Source organism: Arcicella sp. BE140 (genome assembly GCF_031456255.1).
Classification (GTDB): Bacteria; Bacteroidota; Bacteroidia; order Cytophagales; family Spirosomataceae; genus Arcicella; species Arcicella aquatica.
In genome coordinates, this window is record NZ_JAVDUE010000016.1 from 50,326 (window position 1) to 72,774 (window position 22,449).

General features: G+C 37.4%; 18 protein-coding genes. 9 read left to right on the top strand and 9 right to left on the bottom strand.

Going from position 1 to position 22,449, the window contains the following annotated elements:
• Positions 1–185: 185 nt before the first annotated feature.
• Complete coding sequence (gene menB, locus J2Y60_RS19335; protein WP_309922733.1) at positions 186–998, bottom strand: 1,4-dihydroxy-2-naphthoyl-CoA synthase; 813 nt, start codon at positions 996–998, stop codon at positions 186–188.
• Positions 999–1,076: 78 nt separating this feature from the next.
• Positions 1,077–1,538, bottom strand: a complete 462-nt coding sequence (locus J2Y60_RS19340) for a DUF2452 domain-containing protein (protein ID WP_309922736.1) — start codon at positions 1,536–1,538, stop codon at positions 1,077–1,079.
• A 399-nt stretch (positions 1,539–1,937) separates the two neighbouring features.
• Between J2Y60_RS19340 and J2Y60_RS19345 the strand changes: the two genes are divergently transcribed.
• The 5 genes from J2Y60_RS19345 to J2Y60_RS19365 all read left to right on the top strand — a co-directional run bounded on the left by J2Y60_RS19345 (position 1,938) and on the right by J2Y60_RS19365 (position 8,787).
• A complete protein-coding gene (locus J2Y60_RS19345) occupies positions 1,938–2,432 on the top strand; it encodes a Rieske (2Fe-2S) protein (protein ID WP_309922738.1) in 495 nt (164 codons plus the stop codon).
• Positions 2,433–2,470: 38 nt separating this feature from the next.
• Positions 2,471–3,568 (top strand): AMP-binding protein, encoded by a 1,098-nt coding sequence (locus J2Y60_RS19350; protein WP_309922740.1) that lies wholly within the window; start codon positions 2,471–2,473, stop codon positions 3,566–3,568.
• 128 nt (positions 3,569–3,696) lie between these two features.
• Positions 3,697–4,464, top strand: a complete 768-nt coding sequence (locus J2Y60_RS19355; protein WP_309922742.1) for a hypothetical protein — start codon at positions 3,697–3,699, stop codon at positions 4,462–4,464.
• A gap of 256 nt (positions 4,465–4,720) precedes the next feature.
• Positions 4,721–7,645: a hypothetical protein gene (locus J2Y60_RS19360; RefSeq protein WP_309922744.1), complete on the top strand. Its 2,925-nt coding sequence runs from the start codon at positions 4,721–4,723 to the stop codon at positions 7,643–7,645.
• 56 nt (positions 7,646–7,701) lie between these two features.
• Complete coding sequence (locus J2Y60_RS19365) at positions 7,702–8,787, top strand: histidine kinase (RefSeq protein WP_309922746.1); 1,086 nt, start codon at positions 7,702–7,704, stop codon at positions 8,785–8,787.
• A gap of 116 nt (positions 8,788–8,903) precedes the next feature.
• On the opposite strand, the gene nhaD is transcribed toward J2Y60_RS19365, so the two are convergent.
• The 5 genes from nhaD to J2Y60_RS19390 all read right to left on the bottom strand — a co-directional run bounded on the left by nhaD (position 8,904) and on the right by J2Y60_RS19390 (position 15,881).
• Positions 8,904–10,172 (bottom strand): sodium:proton antiporter NhaD, encoded by a 1,269-nt coding sequence (nhaD, locus tag J2Y60_RS19370; RefSeq protein ID WP_309922748.1) that lies wholly within the window; start codon positions 10,170–10,172, stop codon positions 8,904–8,906.
• Positions 10,173–10,452: 280 nt separating this feature from the next.
• Positions 10,453–11,820: a HAMP domain-containing sensor histidine kinase gene (locus J2Y60_RS19375; RefSeq protein WP_309922750.1), complete on the bottom strand. Its 1,368-nt coding sequence runs from the start codon at positions 11,818–11,820 to the stop codon at positions 10,453–10,455.
• A 3-nt stretch (positions 11,821–11,823) separates the two neighbouring features.
• Positions 11,824–12,516 (bottom strand): response regulator transcription factor, encoded by a 693-nt coding sequence (locus tag J2Y60_RS19380; protein WP_309922752.1) that lies wholly within the window; start codon positions 12,514–12,516, stop codon positions 11,824–11,826.
• Between the two features lie 118 nt (positions 12,517–12,634).
• Complete coding sequence (gene hemL / locus J2Y60_RS19385; RefSeq protein ID WP_309922754.1) at positions 12,635–13,918, bottom strand: glutamate-1-semialdehyde 2,1-aminomutase; 1,284 nt, start codon at positions 13,916–13,918, stop codon at positions 12,635–12,637.
• 355 nt (positions 13,919–14,273) lie between these two features.
• The gene (locus J2Y60_RS19390) at positions 14,274–15,881 is read right to left on the bottom strand and encodes an ABC transporter substrate-binding protein (protein WP_309922756.1); all 1,608 of its coding nucleotides are present in this window, start codon (positions 15,879–15,881) and stop codon (positions 14,274–14,276) included.
• Positions 15,882–15,963: 82 nt separating this feature from the next.
• Between J2Y60_RS19390 and J2Y60_RS19395 the strand changes: the two genes are divergently transcribed.
• The 4 genes from J2Y60_RS19395 (at position 15,964) to J2Y60_RS19410 (ending at position 20,069) form a co-directional block, all read left to right on the top strand.
• Positions 15,964–16,419: a GNAT family N-acetyltransferase gene (locus J2Y60_RS19395; RefSeq protein WP_309922758.1), complete on the top strand. Its 456-nt coding sequence runs from the start codon at positions 15,964–15,966 to the stop codon at positions 16,417–16,419.
• A gap of 139 nt (positions 16,420–16,558) precedes the next feature.
• Positions 16,559–18,676, top strand: a complete 2,118-nt coding sequence (locus J2Y60_RS19400; RefSeq protein WP_309922759.1) for a Tex family protein — start codon at positions 16,559–16,561, stop codon at positions 18,674–18,676.
• A 279-nt stretch (positions 18,677–18,955) separates the two neighbouring features.
• On the top strand, positions 18,956–19,495 hold the full coding sequence (locus J2Y60_RS19405) for a DinB family protein (RefSeq protein ID WP_309922761.1): 540 nt from the start codon (positions 18,956–18,958) through the stop codon (positions 19,493–19,495).
• 19 nt (positions 19,496–19,514) lie between these two features.
• Positions 19,515–20,069 carry a C40 family peptidase gene (locus tag J2Y60_RS19410; protein ID WP_309922763.1) on the top strand — a complete coding sequence of 185 codons (555 nt, stop codon included), beginning with the start codon at positions 19,515–19,517 and terminating at the stop codon, positions 20,067–20,069.
• Here the strand turns inward: J2Y60_RS19410 and J2Y60_RS19415 are convergent.
• Together J2Y60_RS19415 and J2Y60_RS19420 are read right to left on the bottom strand one after the other, a co-directional pair.
• Positions 20,066–20,995, bottom strand: coding sequence for an AEC family transporter (locus tag J2Y60_RS19415; RefSeq protein ID WP_309922765.1), 930 nt, complete (start codon positions 20,993–20,995; stop codon positions 20,066–20,068). The two genes, J2Y60_RS19410 and J2Y60_RS19415, sit on opposite strands and share 4 nt — an antisense overlap.
• A gap of 37 nt (positions 20,996–21,032) precedes the next feature.
• Positions 21,033–22,214: a hypothetical protein gene (locus J2Y60_RS19420; RefSeq protein WP_309922767.1), complete on the bottom strand. Its 1,182-nt coding sequence runs from the start codon at positions 22,212–22,214 to the stop codon at positions 21,033–21,035.
• Between the last annotated feature and the right edge of the window lie 235 nt (positions 22,215–22,449).

A 22,449-nucleotide genomic window follows, 5' to 3' on the forward strand; every position in this document is an offset into this window, starting at 1 on the left:
TATCTTCATTTCAACTTTTTAAAAGATGTGGGTAATCAGTAGGACTTAAGTCACCCGCTAATAGAAAGGGGTAACCTTACACTCATGCCATGAGTATTTTTTATAATTAATTATCAAAGCCTATACCCTTCGGTTCAAAACTAAATAAAAATTCCGAAAGCTTAGGAGGCTTTCGGAATTTATTATCAGGGAAACTTTGGAAACTTACTAAAGTCAGGCTTGCGTTTTTCTAAGAAGGCATTTTTACCTTCTTTCGCCTCATCCGAAAGATAATAAAGCAGTGTGGCATTGCCTGCTAATTCTTGAATACCTGCCTGTCCGTCTAGTTCAGCATTGAATGATGATTTCAACATTCTTAGTGCTAATGGACTTTTTTCTAAAATCTTCTTACACCAAGCTACGGTTGTTTCTTCTAGTTGCTCTAATGGTACAACCTTGTTAACTAGACCCATATCTAATGCTTCTTGTGCATTGTATTGGTCGCATAAAAACCAAATCTCACGTGCCTTCTTCTGACCAACTACTCTTGCCAAATACGACGCTCCAAAACCACCATCAAACGAACCTACGTTTGGTCCTGTTTGTCCGAAACGAGCATTCTCAGCCGCAATTGACAAATCGCACACTACGTGCAAGACGTGTCCGCCACCGATAGCCCAGCCCGCTACCATCGCCACTACTGGCTTAGGAATAGAGCGAATTTGTTTTTGTAAGTCTAGCACATTTAGTCTTGGTACAGTATCATCACCGATATACCCTCCGTGTCCACGCACAGATTGGTCACCACCAGAACAAAATGCTTTTCCACCCTCACCTGTCAAAATAATTACGCCAATTTCTTCTGTATCACGGCAAATATTCATGGCATCAATCATTTCTTTTACCGTCAAGGGCGTAAAAGCATTATGCACTTGCGGACGATTGATTGAGATTTTGGCGATTCCTTCATGAAAAGTAAATAAAATCTCTTTGTATTCTTTAAGGGTTTCCCACTGCATATTATTATAATATTAAAATGTTTAAGCTATTCTAAAGTAAATGAACCCAAAATTAATCACTCATTTACAAAGCTCCAATTATTCTTTGTTAAGCTCTTCGTTATAATGTACATCCCACGTGTGGTCGGCGAGCAATAAACACTTTGCCAAGTACCGACTATATTTAAAAGAACGTCCCCATTCGTTGGGTGCTATCAACGATAGTAAATCTGTACCATTCTCTTTCTCGTACATATAATAGGTTTCGTTGATAATTGGTTCAAAGCCGATAGCGGCATCATAAATACGTTCAGATATTTCTTTACGTTGTGCTAATAGTTTTGCCTGACGTGCGAGTGTCTCCATCTGTTCGTACAACTGATTCATCTGTCTATCAGTCTGTTGACGCATCGCCAGCACCGACCTCCCTTTGGTTTTGCCCAAATCCTCAGGTTTGATAACGGCACTCCCCGTGGTATGTGCATAAGGAAGTAGCCCCGGATTTTCGGCTACTTTATCTTTATTGATAGGGTTTAAAAATTTATCTTCAGATTCTGCCATGGCTTTGTATTAATTTATTGAATGATGATTGTCCAGAACACGTAGTGCTGCCTGTTTTAATAAAATTTGATAATGGTATTATACTAAAACTGCTAAAAACCTCTAACAAAACTAATAAATATGGATAATATATTTATTATTGATTAATAATATAGATAATAAATCTACAAAATAGACAAAATACAGATTAAACAATTAAATGTTTTACAAAAACGATTGTCAAAAAGACATTTTTCCTACAAAATAAAGACATATTAGGCCTAATATTGAACACTAATGGACGATTTTTCTAAATCATGCTCTATGTTAATTAATATAACCAACGCAACTATGCCAAAGTTTTTGGCGTATAGGCAATAAACTAAATCTTACTCAATTTACTTTTAAAATCATCATCTTATGGAACGTAAAGAATTTTTATCGCTCGTCGGAGTGAGTGTTGGGGCGATAATTTTACAAAATTGTATGACAAGTTGTAAAAACGATTCGACACCCACCCCTGCTAATACCGGTGGCAATACTGGAGGGAACAATGGCGGAGGAACGACTACCGGCATAACAGGCAACAACTTAAAAGCCAATGGAACAATCGATTTTACGATAGATTTATCTAGTGCAAGCTTTGCTGATTTAAAGACCAATGGAAAAGCGATAGTGAGCGGTGATGTAATTGTAGCACGTACGAAAACTGGCACGTATATTGCTGTAGCTAAGGCATGTACGCATGAAGGAACGACTATAAGTTTTGAACCCGATAACAACCGTTTTAATTGTCCAAATCATGGATCAAACTTTGATTTGACAGGAAAAGTACTCAATGGGCCAGCCGTCAGTCCACTAACACAATTCGCCGCCGTTTTTGATAGTACCAAAAACACAATAAAGGTTTCTTAGAAAATCGATTGTGTTTTTACTTAAAACACTCCTCAAAAATGCTATCTTTAGCGTTTTTAGGAGTGTTTCTGTTTTTCTATCCCATGATCATTGATAATTATAATCATTTACCGAATCCAGATTCGGAGTATGACGAAAAAGTAATAGCGTTTTGTAAAAAATGGTTGAGCCAAGAACAGACATTTATATTAAAGACGTCTGGCTCAACAGGTGAACCCAAGCCCATTACCCTTACCAGAGCACAAATGGAGGCGAGTGCCGTGCTTACTGGAAAAACTTTTGGTTTAACCAAAGGTGATGTAGCGCTAGTTTGTCTTAATGTAGATTATATTGCAGGCACGATGATGTTGGTGCGAGGCATGGTATTAGGTTTAAAACTGATTATTGTTCCACCTAGTAATAATCCCCTTGGAGCTGTCTCAAACGAGGCTATTGATTTTGCCGCTTTTGTGCCCCTGCAATTACAAAGCATCTTAGAGAGCCAACACCAAGCACAAATAGATACATTGAACAAGATGAAGGCTATCATCGTGGGCGGAGCTGCCACCAATAATCAACTGGCTGAACAAATTCAACAATTATCAGTTCCTGTGTATAGTACCTATGGCATGACGGAGACGGTATCGCACATTGCCATTAAAAAACTAAATGGAAGCAATAGCAACGAACATTTTTGTGTATTAGAAGGTGTTAAGATTGGTATCGACGAACGAAGCTGTTTAAACATCGTGGCGGCGGCTACTAATTTTGAATTGATACAAACCAATGATTTAGTGGAAATCTTACCCGATAATCAGTTTAAACTGACGGGCAGATATGATAATATTATTAATAGCGGTGGCGTAAAAATTCAATTAGAAAAAGTAGAAAATATCTTTGAGCCTTATTTAAAGCCCTTGCCTATCAACCGATTTTTTGCTTTTGGTATTCCTGATGATAGACTTGGACAAAAGTTAATTCTAGTCGTTGAAACCGATAACCTCAGCGACGACATTAAGCGGACGTTGCTTGAAAATGTGAAAAATGATTTAGATACGTATCAGGTTCCTAAAAACATTTTTACGATTTTTAGTTTTTCGGAAACACCCACAGGAAAAATTGATAAAAAAGCCACCATAAAAAGATTAAATTTGTAAAAAACATTGAGGTTTACGTAATGAGGTAACATTAAACGACCTAACAAAAAAGGCTAATGTATTCATTTTAAATATATTAATCGCTAAAACACTCATTCATTAAATCACTCAATTACTTAATAAAAAGCATGAAAGTAGATAAATTATCACAATTAGAAATCAAATTCGAGACGGCAGATATTTTGCCTCCTCCTTTCTCTCATCAAATTCTCCTGACTTTAGATTTCAAGGAAAACTTTATTGATACCAAATTTGAAATTGCCTATACTTATCGAGACGAATTGAGCGACGAGGAGATTTTGGAAGAAGGATTTACAGGTAATGAAGATTTGGCATGGGCTGGCGAGTTGTCGAAAGCATGGGAAGCACCTATCCTAAACCTCCTGAGCAAAACTCCTGAAAAATTCAACACGAAGGCGTTGGAAGAAGAACAGAATTTTCTGGAAATTACGATTAATCAAAAGGTTAAGGGCAATCCGATTAATCACGATGCTTGGGAATATTTACTACAAGAGCTTACGCAGGCGGTATATGAAACCTATGGCAAGGAGGCGCCTTTTAAATTGATATTTAAAAAGATAGAAAAAGATAAAAGCACTTCGACTTTTGAATTGAATTTACATTATACCAACAGAACCGTAGAGGCGTCAACAAGCATTGCGGACGTATTAGACCATAAAAAGATTTCGTGGGAAGAAGCCAGCGATTTGCTACAACATATTTTTATTGGTGATTTTATTACTGATAAGGCAAGTAAAGCGGACCCTAAAACGGCAGGAAAATTTCTTTCGATTGGTGATGGTTTCTGGTATGAATTTACAAAGAGCTTAAAAAATCCTAATGGTAACAAAGCTTATATTATAAATTTATATGAAAGGTTTGAGGAGTATTTGTAGGTGTGAGTGATGAGTTTTGAGCTTTGAGAAGTTTGTCAACGAGAATTAAACAACTGACAAACAGCCTATTATATACTCATTACTATTAGCGGGTGACTTAAGTCACCCGCTAATAGTAATGAGTAAGGTGCCGATGTTGGAGTTATCTCCAACATGCTAGGCGTCAGCAATACGTTTCCTAAAAATACTTATGGCGCATGTCTTGAAGTCGTGACAAATTCCAACATTCCTAATCCATTTTTACTGTGTAAAATCTATGAAAAGAGTACTCATTTTTTTATTTACCCTGTTGGGGGGATGCCAAATTTTTGCTCAAGAAAACTCAGTTAATTTATCTCAAAATCCTGCCTCCTTAAAATGGTCGCAGATAAAAACACCGCACTTTCGTTTAATTTTCCCGACCAATATCCAGTCGATAGGACAACGAACGGCCAATGTATTAGAAACCGTTTATCAGCCCGTCAGTAATAGTCTGGGGCATAATCCGCGTCCGATTTCTATCCTTCTTCAAAATCAAACGACAGTTTCCAATGGTTTTGTTTCGTTATTTCCGCGTCGTTCAGAATTTTACACTACTCCTCCGCAAGACTATACCCTGCTTGGCACAAACAATTGGCTAGATTTATTGGCAGTACACGAATTCAGACACGTAGTACAGTATGATAAAGCCCTTACGGGCATTACGAAACTAGTTTATACCATTTTTGGGAACAATGGCTTAGGAATCATCAACTCATTGGCCGTGCCAAACTGGTTTGCAGAGGGTGATGCCGTGGGAACAGAATCAGCGTTAACGACTTCGGGCAGAGGGAAAATCCCTGCTTTTGACATGGCTTTGCGCACGCAATTGTTGACCAAAGGGGCTTACAGCTATTCCAAAGCAGTTGGCGGTTCATATAAAAATTTCATCCCGAATCATTATGTGAATGGTTATCTGATGACGTCTTACATGAAGACCAAATATGGTGCTGATGCTTGGGATAAAATTTTGGAGGGTACTTATAGAATGCCTTTCTACCCTTTTTCTTTCTCTAGCAACATTAAAAAAGTAACAGGGTTAACAGCAGAACAGCTTTATTCAAATGCCTTTGAGGATGCCAAAAAACGATGGCAAACGCAGTTGAAAGACATTGAAGAAACACCCGTTGCTAGTCTTCAAACCAATAAAAACAAGTTTTTTACCAATTATGAGTTTCCACAGATTTTACCAGATGGCAGGATACTAGCTTTAAAATCGGGGCTTTCAGATATTCAGCAGTTTGTTATGCTGGATAAACAAAATACGGAAGAAAAAGTAATTGAACTAGGCATTTTTAATAATGCGGGTATGCTATCGGTGGCTGGGACTAAAGTGGCGTGGGCAGAATTTAATTTTGATGTTCGTTGGGGACAGCGAGATTACTCTGTTATCAAAGTGTATGACTTTAATACGGAAACCACCAAAACGATAACCCATAAAACCAAATTTGCAGCCCCTGCCCTATCAAATGATGCCAGCAAGATAGTAGTCGTAGAAACTACTGCGGAAAACAACTATAATTTAGTCGTACTAGCAACTGAAAGCGGTAAAGAAATAGCAAGAATTCCTAATCCAAACAATGCATTTTACATCCACCCACGCTGGACGCCTGACAATGAAATATTGGCAGTAAAGCTACTGAATGGCAAGAAAAATATAGTTAGCATCAACGCTGACAGCTATGCTGAAAAAGAATTGTTTAGCCCTATTACTGAAAACATTGCACATCCTGTCAAGTCGGGGAACTATGTTTTGTTCAATTCTGGTGTAACGGGGATTGATAATATTTTTGCTTTCGACATTACCACTAACAAGCGTTATCAGGTAACTAATCGCAAATTTGGGGCATTCAACCCCGCTGTTTCGGCTGATGGAAAGCTATTGTATTTTAATGATTTTACTGAAAATGGCCATAGAGTTGTAGAGATGCCTTTTAGTCCCAATCAATTTTTAGCCTTTGATGAAACCCTCAACAAGCCAGTGAAGCTTTTTGGAGCACTATTGAGACAAGAAGCAGGAGAAAATTTGCTTAAAAGTGTAGGGAATCAGACTTTTGACACTAAACCATACAGCAAAGCCAACATCTTTAATATTTATAGTTGGGGAGCTGTGTTTAGCTCGAATAATAACAAGCTGAATGTGGGAATTACTTCGCAAGATTTGCTAAGTACTACTGCCATCAGTACAGGGTATTCATACAATGCTAACGAGAAGACAGGGCAATTCTTTGCAGATTTGAGCTTTGAAGCATGGTATCCGAAAATAAATGTCAATTATACCAACGGACAGCGACAAACCAATATTTATATCGATAAGGCTAACCCTTTGGATAGCCTACGGTCGGACAAATGGAATCAACAGCAAATCGTCGTTGGCGTTACTTTGCCGTTTAACTTTACTCGTTCTAAATATTACCAATCGTTAGAGGTTGGCGTAAATACGGCAATCACACAGGTATCAGGATATGATTTACAAGACCGTTATCTTTCAGAAAGCTTTAACGGTACGTTGAGCTCGATGATTTATACATTTGCCTATAGCAGACAATTGAAAAGAGCGGTCAGAGATATAGCACCACGTTGGGGACAAAGCATAAGTTTTTATACAAGGAATTTACCCTTTGGCGGTAGCTTACAAGGAGGTCTCACGGTTGTGCAAGGAAGTATGTATCTACCGGGATTTTTTCCGCATCATAGCCTTCGTTTGAGAGCGGCATTCCAACATCAAGCTGGCTTTAAAAATGCCATTGGTGCACCAAACAGTAATCTATATCTTTTCGCTAGCCCTACCTTTTTCCCTCGTGGGTATGGCTACAGAGCCTTTGAAGATTTGACGACAGGCTCGGTAGAATACAGGCTACCTTTATTTGACCCTGACTGGAATTTGGGGAGATTGGTTTACCTAAAAAGATTGAAAGCTAATCTGTTTATGGATTTAGGGCAAGGTGAAACCAATTATAATTGGACTGAAACAAAAAATGGACGAACAGTTACTTACAAAGGTTCGGATACGGGCAACTTCACCTCTATTGGTTTTGATTTCACCGCACAATTCCACCTTTTGCGTTTCTCTCAACAATTTGAAGCTGGTTGCCGTGGAATTTATCTTCCTAATAAAGGACAATTTATCTTTCAACCTTTAGTAATTGATATTGGTTTTTAACAAAAAACTCTTTATGTTTGATTTATAATCAATCAGTTCAACGATGCGCATCTAACATGAGTTTTTTCTCTTATAGGGTTTACTGGGTAATGCAAATTTCTTGGTGGCTTTTTACAACACTTGTTCTTAGACAACCTTTAACTAAATACTTTGAAAACCCTATGCACCTGGGTTCCTACTTGAGCGTTAATTTCATCGTAGGAATTCTTTTTACGCACTTTTATTCAAAAATTTATTTAAAACGAGAAAGAGAAAACGGACAAATGATTGTTTTTCCGTTGGTAGCTACTTTGCTATTAGGCTTATGCTTTTTTTTAATTGATTATTTTTTTGGTTTTCAAAGATATCGAAAACCGAGTTTGGGTATCGAACTTGAAGCGTATGATTATTATCAGTTTTACCTAGAGTCAATCCGTTATGTAATTATTTGGTTTTTATTTTTCCATCTTTTCTTAAGCAATCGGAATGCACAAAGAAAAGAATTGCAGTTGGCGAATGCTGAAATGTCATTGAAAACGGCTGAGCTCGAAAACCTGAAAAACCAACTCAATCCTCATTTTCTTTTTAATGCTATCAATAGCATTAAGGCGCTCACTATTTTTGACCCAGAACTTGCTCGCCAAGCATTGACTGAATTATCACAATTACTCAGGACATCCCTCACAATGGGCAATCAGCAATTGGTATCGCTTGAGATGGAATTGATGTTGGTCAGAGATTATCTCTTTCTGGAAAAAATAAGGTATGAAAAAAGACTCGAATATTCTTTTGATATTAAACCCGAAACACTTAGCCTAAGCGTCCCTCCTATGTCGGTGCAGTTATTAGTAGAAAACGCCATTAAGCATGGCATTGGTAAAAATAAGTTAGGTGGCAAACTGATGATTGTATCTGATTATAAGCAAAATATTTTTACCCTGAAAGTGATTAATACAGGGAAGCTCATCAACAAAACCAGTGACGAAGGCGTGGGAATGAAGAATCTGCAAAAACGCCTTTTATTAAATTTTCAAGACAAGGCATCTTTTACCTTGACAGAAGAAAATGATGCGGTAGTTGCACAGATTATGATAAAAATAGAGCCAGTACCAGTAGGCGGAAATTTTGCATCCTTAAAAAGCAAATTAACTTCTGAGCGGTGAAAAACTTTCTATTAGAGGGTGACTTAAGTCACCCTCTAATAGAAAAAATACTCTTGGCATGACTCTGTCAGGTTTATCCTAATTACCAATTAATTGTAAGTCATGCCATGAGTATCTTACAACAAATAAACAACAATCCCTGCGAAATAGCCTATCAAAGCCAGAAAGCTGATTTTCTTTAAGTACCACAAAAAATCTATCTTTTCCATTCCCATCACTGCCACACCCGAAGCTGAGCCAATAATCAAGATACTTCCGCCCGTTCCAGCACAATAAGCCATAAATTCCCAGAGCTTAGAGTCAGTGGGGAAACTTGCTAAATCATACATTCCCATCGAAGCCGCCACCAAAGGAACATTATCAATAATGGCCGATGCCAAGCCGATTGTAATGACAATAATATCTTGATTACCAATAGTAGTATCCATCCACGAAGCCAAATTTGTTAACAGATGAGTAGCCTCTAAAGAGCCAATTGCCAAGAGTATCCCCAAGAAAAACAAGATACTCGAAGAATCAATTTTACTCAATGCATAAGCCACCGTATAGGGCTTGCGTTCGGCTTCATCTCTGCCATGATGGAGTATTTCAGAAACCACCCAAACAATACCTAACCCTAACAAAACGCCCATATAAGGAGGTAAATGAGTAACCGTTTTGAAAACAGGCACTAATAATAGCATTCCTAAGCCTGCTATCAACATGATAATAGAATGCTTGCGAGCCAACGGAATATTCTTGTCGGCCTTTATATCTTTTGAATCAAAGGCTTGGATATTTCCTTTCATCGTAAAAGAAAGATAAATCAGAGGCACAATGAGCGAAACCAAACTTGGTAATAACAGGCCTTTCATGATAGCAGTAGCAGTAACTTGTCCGCCAATCCAAAGCATCGTAGTCGTAACATCACCAATCGGCGACCAAGCACCCCCTGAATTAGCCGCAATAATCACAACCCCTGCAAAAAGCATCCTAGTTTCTTTGTCCCTAATCAGTTTTCTCAACACAGAAACCATCACAATAGCCGTAGTAAGGTTATCTAAAGCAGCAGACAAGAAAAAAGTAATGAGTGCGATAATCCATAATAAAACAACCTTGTTTTTACTAGTAATTTTATCAGTAATAATCTTGAATCCATGATGAGCGTCTATTAACTCAACAATCGTCATGGCTCCTAATAGAAAAAAGAGGATTTCAGAAACACTCCCTAAATGGTGGGACAGTTCCTCCCCAACCAACGTTGGTTCATCAGCAAAGAGGATGTAGATTGTCCAGCATAAAACCCCTGTAATCAAGGCTGTAGCGGTTTTATTAAGATGAATAGGGTGTTCAAAAGCAATGGCCAAATAGCCAATTACAAAAGTAATAATCAGTAAAGTCTGCATATATATGGTTTAAGCTAATAACATTAAATGGCTAAATATTGAGATAAAAAAATTAATATACAAAAATCACCGCCAGCATGACTAACGGTGATTCGCTAACAGATCAAATTATTCTACTACGTTATAACAGTAATCCTTTCATCGACACTTTAATTTCTCCTGAGCAATCATTTCATTAATGTATCAATGGTCTAGTATGCTGTTGTTACATGACAAAGGTCTTGTTTTAACCTTAAGAATAGCTTAATCTAATATTAGAATTTCCTTAGAAAGCTAAAAATTAACAGTGCGGAATCTTTACAATAAACTCTGTGCCCAAGTTTAGCTTACTTTTTACCTGTATGATGCCATTGTGAAGTTCAATGATGTGTTTGGCTACCGACAAACCAATGCCAAAGCCTTTGATATTGCTAGTGTTTCTAGCGCGGTAGAAAGGATTAAAAATGTAGGGTAAATCGCTTGTTGAAATACCAATACCTTTATCTTTTATTTTGATGATGCAATACTTTTTATCAAAACTCAACAAAATATTCGCTTGCTGATTGGAAGAATATTTACAGGCATTTTCCAGCAGATTCACAAAGAGGTTTTCTAACAATACTTCGTTTCCATTGATTAAAGTAAGGTTATCTTCCTCGGGAATCATCTCAAAGCCGAAGATGATTTTATAATGTTGATGACTGTTTTGAACAGCTTTTTGAGCATTCAATAATATTTCCTCCGTTCTCAAGACTTCAAATACAAACTTTTCGCCTTCATCTATGGTTTTGGCTAACTGCAAAAGTCCGTTGGATAATTGAATCAACCTTTCGGTATCGTTCAAAATATTCCTTAGCATTTGCTGATATTCTTCCATAGAATGTTCCTCTTCCAGACCAACTTGTACTTCAGTTTTCAGGGCTGCCAATGGCGTTCTGAGTTCATGCGAAGCCTGTGAAACAAACTGTTTTTGTTGGATAAAAGCCATTTCCAGCCTTTGAAGCATATCGTTAAAATTGACAGAAAGCTCGGCGATTTCATCCTTTCCATTCCCTTCGTCCAATCGTTTTTTGAGGTTATGTGCCGTAATTCTTGAAATCTCTTCATTAATTGATTGAATAGGTTTTAGTGCCTGACTGGCAAAAAATATCCCTAAAACAATCGTAATTAAAATACCAGATAATAAACCAATGGTCAAGGTTTTAATCAGATTTTCCTTCTGCGAAATACCAATTTTATCAGTAGCCGAAGCTACTACTACAAATCTATCAAATTTGCCAGCGAACAATACTCCCACCACTTGTCGCTCATCGCTATTGAAAGTCACCTTGCCTTCCTGTCTTATCTTTTCCAACAAGCTATTAGAGATATAATTAGCCTGATGCTCTACGTTTGAATAAAGCAATTCATTCTTAAAATTAAAGACGAATACTTCCTCATCAGCAAGGCGCAATGAAGAATTTCTATCAATCAATTTCAACAGTCTTGGGGTAAATTCCTGTACATCTACGAGTAAACGAGCCGTAGTATTTGAACGAGCCTGTAGGCGGTCATAGAAGTTTTTTTGTTGTTGATTTTCAGCCCTTAGATAGACAATAGCAGAAAAAATCAGCAAGATAATCGCTACGATGATGGTAAATTGAATGGCTATTTTATACCTGATTTGCATGTATTACAAGGTTTTTAATACATATCCTAAGCCCGTTTTGGTATGAATCAATTTAGGTTCGAACTCCCTATCAATTTTTTTGCGGAGGTAATTAATATATACTTCTACGATGTTGGTACTGGTATCAAAATTCAAGTCCCACACGTTTTCTACGATATCCATTTTTGATAAAACCCGTCCTTTATTCCTCAGCATATATTCCAACAACTCAAATTCTCTCGCTGTTAGCTCAATGCTTTGTTCATCACGGGTGACGGTCTTACTTCTCAGATTCAAGGCCAGATTGGCTTCTCGCAATATTTCTGTGCTGACATCCTGTTGTTGATTAGCTCGCCTAATTAATGCTTGAATCCTAGCCATCAGCTCTCTGAATTCAAAAGGTTTTACCAAGTAATCATCCGCACCATGCTCTAAGCCCTTTACTTTATCATCTACCTCACCCATCGCAGTCAGCATTAGGATGGGCGTGAGGATATTATTTTGTCGGATAATTTTACAAACTTCAAAACCATTCATCAGAGGTAGGTTTACATCCAACAAAATCAAATCGTAAGTATTATTAGTCGCCAAACTAGCCCCCATAAAACCATCATAGGCAGGTTCAACGATGAAGTTTTTCTTCTCTAATCCATTTCTTACACTATCAGAAACCCTCTTATCGTCTTCTATGAGTAATATTTTTTTGCTGTTTTCCATAAAATCTGTAGGTCGAGTTTCTAAGTTGATTTATTTGTAGGTTGAGTTTCCAACTCGACTTGAAGACGATAAGTCGAGTTGGAAACTCGACCTACTGAACTTCTTTTGGAAACTCAACCTACTGAATTTCTTGTAAGCTTTCGTAATTAGCCTGCAAAATAGTTTCAATATGTTCGTCTGTCAAGGCTGTTGAAAGAAACATGGCTTCGTATTGTGATGGTGCCAAGTATATGCCTCTTTTTAACATCGCTTGGAAATATTTTCCGAAAGCTACTGTGTCAGATGTTTTGGCATCTTCAAAATTATTTACGGCCTTGTCGGTAAAGAACAACGTGAACATAGAGCCTACATGATTTAAGGTATAATTCAACCCTAATTTGTTCATATTGGCTTTCATTCCGTCGGTTAATCTTGTCCCCACTTCTTCCAAACGGGTATAAACAGATGGTGTTTCGTTTAAATGATTCAACATTGCTAACCCTGCGGCCATCGCTATCGGATTACCCGAAAGTGTTCCTGCTTGATAGACTGGTCCTGCTGGTGATACACAGTCCATGATTTCTTTCTTACCGCCATAAGCTCCTACGGGCATTCCTCCTCCGATGATTTTCCCCATCGTGGTCATGTCTGGTGTTACGCCACAACGCTCTTGGAAACCTCCTTTGGCTAAACGGAAGCCTGTCATTACCTCATCAAAAATCAAGATAATGCCTTCTTTATCACAAATAGCACGCAAACCTTCTAAGAAACCTTCGGCTGGTTTTACCAAACCCATATTTCCTACTACTGGCTCAAGGATGATACAGGCGATATTCCCTTTATTAGCATCTACTAACGTCTGTACGGCTTCTAAATTATTATAGGGTGCAGTCAGGGTATCGTTGGCTACGCCTTTGGTTACGCCTGGTGAATCTGGACTTCCGAATGTCATCACGCCAGAACCTGCTGCGATAAGGAAGGAGTCGCCATGACCGTGATAATTACCTTCAAACTTAATCATCTTATCTCTGCCTGTATATCCTCGGGCAACTCTCACTGCCGACATCGTAGCTTCTGTACCTGAGTTTACCATGCGCACTTTTTCAACCGAAGGAATCATTGAGCAAATCAATTCTGCCATTTCTACTTCTCTGCGTGTGGGCGCTCCGAATGAAAAACCGCTTTGAATGGCATCTGAAACGGCTTTTTCTACTAGTTCATGGGCATGACCTAATATCATTGGTCCCCATGAATTGATTAATTCAATATAAGCATTCCCATCCTCATCATATAAATAGGCTCCTTTTGCTGATTTTATAAATATCGGGTTTCCCCCTACTGCACGAAATGCTCTTACTGGCGAATTCACGCCTCCGGGAATAAAATTTTTAGCTTTCTGAAAAAGTTGTTCTGATTGTGTCATTGTTGTTTTTTTAAAAAGGACTTTAGGATTGGGGGACTATAGGACTTTAGGAGTTTTAGACTTTGGTATTGAGGGCTTTAGGATTTTGGGACTAGAAGACTTTTGGATTGAAGACTTTAGGATTTTGAGACTGAAAGACTTTAAGTTAAGTGCAACTTAAAATACTTCGTTCTCCAAAATCATAATCTTAAAGACATCAATTTTATAATCTCATAGCCCTAAAGTTTTCAATCCTAAAGTCATAAAGTCATAAAATTCTAAAGTCCTCTAGTCTCAAAATCCTAAAGTCTTCAATCCCAAAGTCTAAAACTCCTAAAGTCCTCTAGTCTACAAGTCCTAAAGTCTCCCCAAGAACCTACTTCGCCAATACAAACTTATAATTTTGCAAAGTCGTGATTGGGCAAATTTGGTTGTCTTGTGATTTGAAATAATTAAAGCCTAATAAAGTATATGAATTATTGTAAGTAGCTGGCGTATCCAAGCCTTTGCGGATGTCATATCCATTTTTCCCGAAGAGTCTCCCCCAGAAAAGTGCTAAATCATACCCATGAAAAGCATAATAAGAAGGAATAATACCATACTTTGCTAAGTATTCTTTTCGGAAACTATCCACCTCTGGCTTATCATTGTCAATAAACTCAGGATTGATACAATAGATTTCTCTGCCCGCCAATGTTCCATTACTTAAATTATAACTATTGAAAGCCTCCGCAGTTGTAATCAGCGGAGCCATTATTTCCTTTTTGTTCAAGGCTGTAATCATCGAAAGTCCTGCTTTCTTTTCAGAAGTAGCCATAAAAATATGGCTCACTCTTTTTTCAGGAAGTTTCGCCATAATATCTTCAGCAGTAGACTTTATCTTTTCAAACTTAACAATATCATAACCAATTTTTTCCATTTGCTTTCGATATACCTCCGCTGTGACAGAATCATTGGTAGCATCTGAATAATAGATGGCTACGTCTCTACCCATAAAAGCTTGTCGACTAACAAACTCAACGGCCTTCATTGCCTGCATGGCTGCCGAAGGCTGAGCCAAGAACGATAAGTTATAATCTTCCAAAATCTTCTGATTATTCGACATCGGATTCACGATAGGAATCTGATTGGTTTCACTATAAACAGAAGCAATTTTGTTGGTCTCTGTATAAAGTGGTCCAATGAGTAAATCCATCATCTGAAAGGAACGATTATTGACCAGCTCAAGCATCTCGTCGGGTTCGTTTGCCATGTCATATACAAAGCAATTTATCGTCACTCCTTCTTTCAATAATTGTGCTTTTGCCAATTTCATACCTTGATACAAATCCAAGGCATATTGATTTTTCCTGACCCTGTCGATACCCATATTTTTAATCTCGACTGGCACTAATAAAGCAAAATTAAAATATCCTTTAGATGTTCTCGACTTTGTAACGCCTGCGGAAGTAGCACTAATGGTTAAATTTTGTTCAACTTTATCAGACAAAACCGTTTCATTAGGAAACTTCTTTGATAGCTCTTGTATAAGTTTCGGTGAATCTATCCTACGGGTATAAAATATTTTCATCTCCGTTAATTCATTTTGAAGGGAATCCGAAGGAATTTTTTGAGCTATCGCAAAACCCTCCGTATATTTTTTTTCTTCAAAAGCCAAGACACTTAACAAAAAGTTAATGTCTGCTTTACCTGCCCAGCTTGGAAAAGCTGCTATTAAATTTTTCAGCGTAGTTTTTGCTCCAGTAAATTCTTTTAATTGGATGGCACTCAAGGCGGCAAAGTAAAAAGTATTGGGTACAAGGGCCGTCGCTACATGATTGTTGGCAAGATGTGTGAAGGCTATTTTAGCTTTTTCGTACTCATGATTTTTGTATAATTCTAATGCTTTTTTATAAGCTTGCTCATATTCAGAAACTGTATTCTGAGCCTTCCCTACTTGAAAAGTAAACAGTATGATTAAAATCCAGATGAATCTATTTAGCATATTTGAAAATTTGAGTTTTACAAAGATAATAAACTTTGTATATTCACGATTGTATCAATTACTCATCAAAACTAATTTCATAATGAACATTCACTGGTACCTCAAGCATTTCAGAGACTTAACTACAATCGAATTATACCAAATTCTACAACTCCGTAATGAAGTTTTTATTGTTGAGCAGCATTGTCCTTTTCAAGATTTGGACAACAAAGACCTTGTCTCATTTCATTTTATGGGTTTTGATACCGAGACCCAAAAGATTGTCGCTTATACTCGACTAATAGCCCCCGGCATTTCTTATGAAGAAGCGTCTATTGGCAGAGTGGTTACTTCACCATTGGCACGTGGTGGAGGCTTCGGCAAGTCATTGATGATAAAATCTATTGAAATGATGGAGAAAATCTTTGCAGGAAGCCCCATCAGAATCGGAGCACAATTATATCTCAAGCAATTTTATGAATCTTTTGGCTTTCAACAAGTTAGTGAAATATATTTAGAAGACGACATAGAACACATAGAAATGTTAAGGATTGAATAAAACAAATCCGTATTTTAGCGAACAAAAAACGCCAAATCATCATTTATTACTCAACATCAATTGACCAAAAACAAGCATTAAACACGGTAGGTTTAGCGACTCGTGCTACTATCACCAAGATTATTTTTTATACAAATTCATGAATAAAACACAGCTTTCAATTATTGCCAAAACCGTTGGCGTAAACATTACCCAAGTACAGAATACAATCAATTTATTAGAAGAAGGAGGAACTGTTCCTTTCATAGCGAGGTATAGAAAGGAGGCTACGGGGAGTTTGGATGAAGTACAGATTCTGGATATTAAAGAGCTTTGGGGGAAACTAAAAGAAGCAGATAAACGTCGTGAAGGCATTATTAAATCTATTGAAGAGCAAGGAAAAATGACGCCAGAGTTGTTAGAAAAGCTCAACAATGCCTATTACCTACAAGAATTAGAAGACCTTTATTTACCTTATAAACAAAAGCGTAAGACCAGAGCAAGCATTGCAATTGAAAAGGGATTGGAGCCTTTGGCAAAACTTATTTTTGAGCAAAAAGAAGCCAATATCCTTAAAAAAGCGGAAGCATATTTGAATGATAAAGTAAGTAATGTAGAAGAAGCCCTGCAAGGGTCGAGGGATATTATTGCTGAATGGATTAATGAGAGCGTGGATGCCAGAAATGCCGTAAGAAAGGTATTTGAGCGTGAGGCGATGGTATATGCCAAAGTAAAAAAAGGAAAAGAGGAAGAAGGAATCAAGTATAAAGACTATTTTGACTTCTACGAACCTTTGAAAAAAGTACCTTCGCACAGGTTGTTAGCCTTGCGTCGGGGTGAAGAAGAAGGATTCCTGAGCGTAAGTATTTCACCTGATGAAGATAATGCTTTAGGTGCATTGGATAGAATTTTCTTGAAGGGCTTGCCTGATGCGAAAAAGATTGTGGAAGATTCCATCACCGACTGTTACAAAAGGTTGATGAAGCCATCGATTGAAAACGAGTTTGCAGGGTTTTCAAAAGAAAAAGCTGATGCGGAAGCCATCAAAATTTTTGCACAGAATCTTCGTCAGTTGTTATTGGCATCGCCCCTTGGTCAGAAAAAAGTATTGGCCATCGACCCAGGCTATCGTACTGGTTGCAAAACCGTAGTGTTAGATGGTCAAGGAAATTTATTACACGATACCGTTATTTACCCATTCGATAAAGTACAGGAAGCCCAAAACGTTGTTTTGACGCTTTCTGAAAAATACCAAATAGAGGCCGTGGCTATTGGAAACGGGACTGCTGGCAGAGAAACCGAAGATTTTGTCAAGAAATTGCCTTTTAAGAAAGTACCACAAATTTTTGTAGTATCTGAACAGGGTGCTTCTATTTATTCGGCCTCTCCTATTGCCCGCGAAGAGTTTCCTGATAAAGATGTTACTGTGCGCGGAGCCGTTTCTATTGGTAGAAGATTGATGGACCCTTTGGCAGAGTTAGTAAAAATAGACCCGAAATCTATTGGTGTGGGGCAATATCAACACGATGTTGACCAGTCGATGTTAAAAGGCACGCTGGATACTGTGGTGGAGAGTTGTGTAAATGCGGTTGGCGTAAATTTGAATACAGCTTCAAAACATTTGCTAAGTTACGTAGCTGGACTGGGGCCATCATTGGCTGCTAACATTGTGAAGTATCGTCAGGAAAATGGTGATTTTAAATCTCGCCAGCAAATTAAAAAGGTTGCTCGCTTAGGCGACAAAGCATTTGAACAATGTGCGGGTTTTTTAAGGATTCAGAACGCTGAAAATCCGTTGGATAATTCTGCGGTTCACCCTGAGACGTATCCTATCGTCGAAAAAATGGCGAAGGATTTAAAATGCTCTGTAAAAGACCTGATGAGTTCAGCGGAATTAAGAAAACAATTAAATTTGAATGCTTATGCCAACGAAAAAATCGGTTTGCTGACGCTTCAAGATATTCTGAAAGAACTAGAAAAGCCTTCACGTGACCCACGTGAGCAATTAACGGCTTTTGAATTTGATGCAAATGTGAAGAAGGTAGAGGATTTGTATGAGGGAATGGTACTTCCGGGTATCGTCACTAACATTACGGCATTTGGCTGTTTTGTGGACGTCGGCGTAAAACAGGATGGTTTAGTACATATTTCTCAGCTAGCCAACCAATACGTTTCTGACCCTAACCAAGTGGTGAAATTACAACAACAGGTACAGGTAAGAGTAATGGAAGTAGATATCGCACGTAAAAGAATTGCCTTGAGTATGAAGGCGGTTTAGATTTTTAGGACTAAAGGACGTTTGGACTGTAGGATTGGAGGACTTAGGACTTTAGGTTTAGAATAGAAGTCGTAAATGAAGCACATAAGTAGCTATTGAAATAGCTTTTTTAATAAGATAATCCTCAAAAAAATTCTATTAGCGGGTGACTTAAGTCACCCGCTAATAGAAAAGAATTAGAACTTAAATGAGCATCGTCAATCCTAAAGTCCTTCAATCCTAAGTTCACAGTTCCTAAAGTCCTCCAGTCCTAAAGTCTACAAAATCCACACAAAAAAAATGAATCAACAAACCAACAACCTAGAAGTATGGATGCGTGGGCCCATTGCGGGGTTGGCTCCATTATTACAACCAGTGGCTCACGCAATCTTACAGGCACGAGAAGAAGTAAACCTGATGATGATTGACTTCCCCGAAGAATTACTTTGGGAATCTCCTGCGGGCTGTGCATCAGTAGCTTTTCATTTGCAACATCTGTCAGGCGTATTAGATAGACTGTTTACTTATGCCAATGATCAAGCCCTTAATGAAGACCAATTAGAACTTTTACAACTAGAATCTGTAAAAAATCAACCTAATATAAACGTAAAGACACTACTTACTCGTTTTAACAATCAAGTAAACAAAGCACTTACACAATTAAAAAATACGAATGAAAAAACGTTGCTAGAACCACGGGGTATTGGAAGGAAGAAAATTCCTAGTAATGTACTTGGACTGCTGTTTCATTCGGCCGAACATACACAACGCCATACGGGGCAACTTTACGTCACCGTGAAAGTATTGAAGAGTACCAAAAACAATATTATTCAGCTATAAACATATTTTATTGATTTTTATGAGACAAAACTGCCTGAATATTTTTTATCGTTTTTTTTTACTGATAAGCTTAGCTGTCTTTTTAGATTCATGTAAATTATTCCGTAGGAAAGAGCAAGATAATGTTGCTGCTCGTCCCAAGCCTGTCGCTAGACCAGCAAACAACAATAAGGTTTATAATAATAAAACCATCAATAACATTGTTTCAACGGCAAGAAGCTATACGGGTGTGCCTTATCGAGCAGGCGGAGCCGATAGAAATGGCATGGATTGTTCGGGTTTGTTGTTTTGTGTTTATTCGCAATTGGGCTATAAAATTCCAAGAATTTCGTATCAGCAATCAGACTTTGGCAAAGAAATTTCCCTTGACGACCTCCGCCCTGGCGACTGGGTATTTTTTGTAACCAACAAAGGCAACGTCAGCAACATCAATCATGCGGGCATGATTACAGAATTGCGAAGCAATAAAGAAGTAATGTTTATTCATGCCTCCTCATCAAAAGGTATCAGAGAAGATAATCTTTTTACTAAATTTTGGATGAGTTGTTTTGCTAAAGCCAGCAGGCCGTTTTAAGCCAATTTCAAGCCAATTACCAAAGCCCACATCATCGCAAAGCTAATCAGCATGGAAACATTCACTAACATTCCTGCAATCTTAGTATCATAATTGAGTTCGTCAGAGAAAGGCAAGAGCGTCATTCCGACAGGAATTATTAGCACTATTAATAATACATTTCTGTACAGTTGCTCAACAGGCAAGAAGTAAAAAAAAGCAAAACCCAACAAAAATCCCCAGAAATAACGAATCATCAGCACCTTGGAAACCTTCTTGAATATTTCGCCAGAAATGGAAAGATTCAAGTAAATCCCCATGATTAATAATACAATAACTTTGTTTCCCCTAGCCATTACATCCAAGACATCAATCACAATCGTTGGGAGTTCTATCTTAGCCAAATTAACAAAAACACCCAATAGAATAGCCTGAAAAGGCACTAAAGTAAAGATTTTCAAAATAGCTTTTTTCGCATTTTGACTGATGGTCGCTCCTTCATTTTTATCTGATAAAAATACACCTGTTCCATACACTAATCCGAAAATGGCAAAGGAATTACCAAAATCAAACATGGCGGCATAGACCATTCCCGCTTGTCCCCAAATACCTTCAATTAGTGGATAAGCAAAAAGCCCAAGATTGAAACCTCCACTCCCCATAATTAAGATTGCCCTCATTTTCTGGGTTTGTTTTTTGAATAACCATGCCGCCGTAAACATAGTCAATAATGAAAAACAAAAAGAAATAACAGGAAGTAATAGCAAGTTGAACTCAAAATGTACACGCCTCATTGTCAAGAACATCAAAGCAGGAAAAGTAGTGTGCATCAATAGCTTAGAAACGACTTTGCCTTCTGTTTCAGAGACAACATTTTGGCGTTTCAGAAAATACCCTACTAAAATAATACTCAAAGCAGTGATAAAAACGGTATTGGTTTGATTCATGAAAATACTTAAAGAAAAACAAAGCGTTTCCTAAAATTTAGAAATGTTGGGGAAAATGTATGAGCCAGCTAAAAGCCTCTACTTTATATAAGTTTAAAAGCAAAGAATAAGTTGGCGTCAGAATATTTACAAAAGCTATTAGGTAGATAAACTTACTTGCTTTTTCATTGATTTGTGCCACTAATAAATACACTACATACACTAGCAAAAAGGAATAAGCCAAGCTTCGGGTAACGTCTTCAACAGCAGTACCTACCAAAAAAGAAAGAAGGAAAACGCCTGTAAACCATACAGCTACGATATAATATTTCTTTTTGAAGAGATAAAAGCAAGCAAAAATAATTAAAAGCAAGTTTAATTTCAAAGATGAAAAAATAGCATAGGGAATCTTTGCACCATGAATAAAACCCAAACCCAAGGTAACGCCACTATGTTCGCCAACGGGGGTTTGCAGATGATAAAGCAAGTAAAAAATGATTCTGATGGTGGCATAAATGACCAAACTAATAAAAACAAGCCATAAGGTTCTATTCTGGACAATCATTTTCTGAAAAATTGTCGCAAAATCTTTATTAGTGCTGTGTATAGGATAGATAGTCAGCCCTGCAAACAATGGAATAATTAGGGATGGAGCCACACTCCTTTCATCTACAAAATAGCTAGCTACTAAAAATAAAATACCTAATGGATTTTTATAGAAATATAAGGAAAGTAGCAACCCAAAATAAGCGTAAGAATCGTAAAATAGGGTATCAAAATTAAAGGAATTGCCCACATACGAAAACAGCAGGGCGATAGTTCCCCAAAAACCCAATACATAATTGTTGGTGGCTTTATAGATTACCTTGACAGATAGCCAAATAAAAAGGGGAAGCAATAAAATCTGGAGATAGAATAAACGAAGAGAATTTAACCCAAAGGCATTTGCAAGGATATAAGGCGTTATCCTTAGGTCTCTTTTACTGAAATGGTCGTGCGGTAAAAGATTTTCAGTTGGTTTAAAGGGATTGGCAATCTTATTATTGACAAATTGTTGAACCAACACATCATTTCCCGTCCAATCGTCATGCACCCTTTTTCTAATTACTTCTGGGAAATATATCAAAGAAAAAACTAGAAAAACTAATATACTGATACTAATACACCAGTATCTATTCTGCCAATATTTGATAATCAAAGTATTGAAATTGTTAAAGAGAATACCTATGTTTGGAAGCATATTGTAAAGTTTTTAAGTGAAAATTTTGTTATCAAAAAAAACATACGCTTAAAAAATCACCATTCAAGAGCAGGGTATAAAACAAAAATAGGTGTTTTGAACCATTTTAAATCATCCTAAGGGTAAATTTTATATCTCTCTTATAGTATTATGATAATCATTAACAAATTTAATCTTCATAACTCCTATAATTTCTAAGCTTTAACTAATTTTGCAACTATATTCATGTATGTCG

Bases quoted from the DNA above. Each gene is read 5' to 3' on its own strand.
- J2Y60_RS19405 (WP_309922761.1), top strand. From the start codon at position 18,956: ATGAATCAACAAACCAACAACCTAGAAGTATGGATGCGTGGGCCCATT.
- J2Y60_RS19375 (WP_309922750.1), bottom strand. From the start codon at position 11,820: ATGCAAATCAGGTATAAAATAGCCATTCAATTTACCATCATCGTAGCG.
- J2Y60_RS19390 (WP_309922756.1), bottom strand. From the start codon at position 15,881: ATGCTAAATAGATTCATCTGGATTTTAATCATACTGTTTACTTTTCAA.
- J2Y60_RS19350 (WP_309922740.1), top strand. From the start codon at position 2,471: ATGCTATCTTTAGCGTTTTTAGGAGTGTTTCTGTTTTTCTATCCCATG.
- J2Y60_RS19395 (WP_309922758.1), top strand. From the start codon at position 15,964: ATGAACATTCACTGGTACCTCAAGCATTTCAGAGACTTAACTACAATC.
- J2Y60_RS19410 (WP_309922763.1), top strand. From the start codon at position 19,515: ATGAGACAAAACTGCCTGAATATTTTTTATCGTTTTTTTTTACTGATA.
- J2Y60_RS19400 (WP_309922759.1), top strand. From the start codon at position 16,559: ATGAATAAAACACAGCTTTCAATTATTGCCAAAACCGTTGGCGTAAAC.
- J2Y60_RS19420 (WP_309922767.1), bottom strand. From the start codon at position 22,214: ATGCTTCCAAACATAGGTATTCTCTTTAACAATTTCAATACTTTGATT.
- J2Y60_RS19360 (WP_309922744.1), top strand. From the start codon at position 4,721: ATGAAAAGAGTACTCATTTTTTTATTTACCCTGTTGGGGGGATGCCAA.
- J2Y60_RS19415 (WP_309922765.1), bottom strand. From the start codon at position 20,995: ATGAATCAAACCAATACCGTTTTTATCACTGCTTTGAGTATTATTTTA.
- J2Y60_RS19365 (WP_309922746.1), top strand. From the start codon at position 7,702: ATGAGTTTTTTCTCTTATAGGGTTTACTGGGTAATGCAAATTTCTTGG.
- J2Y60_RS19355 (WP_309922742.1), top strand. From the start codon at position 3,697: ATGAAAGTAGATAAATTATCACAATTAGAAATCAAATTCGAGACGGCA.
- J2Y60_RS19345 (WP_309922738.1), top strand. From the start codon at position 1,938: ATGGAACGTAAAGAATTTTTATCGCTCGTCGGAGTGAGTGTTGGGGCG.
- menB (WP_309922733.1), bottom strand. From the start codon at position 998: ATGCAGTGGGAAACCCTTAAAGAATACAAAGAGATTTTATTTACTTTT.
- nhaD (WP_309922748.1), bottom strand. From the start codon at position 10,172: ATGCAGACTTTACTGATTATTACTTTTGTAATTGGCTATTTGGCCATT.
- J2Y60_RS19340 (WP_309922736.1), bottom strand. From the start codon at position 1,538: ATGGCAGAATCTGAAGATAAATTTTTAAACCCTATCAATAAAGATAAA.
- hemL (WP_309922754.1), bottom strand. From the start codon at position 13,918: ATGACACAATCAGAACAACTTTTTCAGAAAGCTAAAAATTTTATTCCC.
- J2Y60_RS19380 (WP_309922752.1), bottom strand. From the start codon at position 12,516: ATGGAAAACAGCAAAAAAATATTACTCATAGAAGACGATAAGAGGGTT.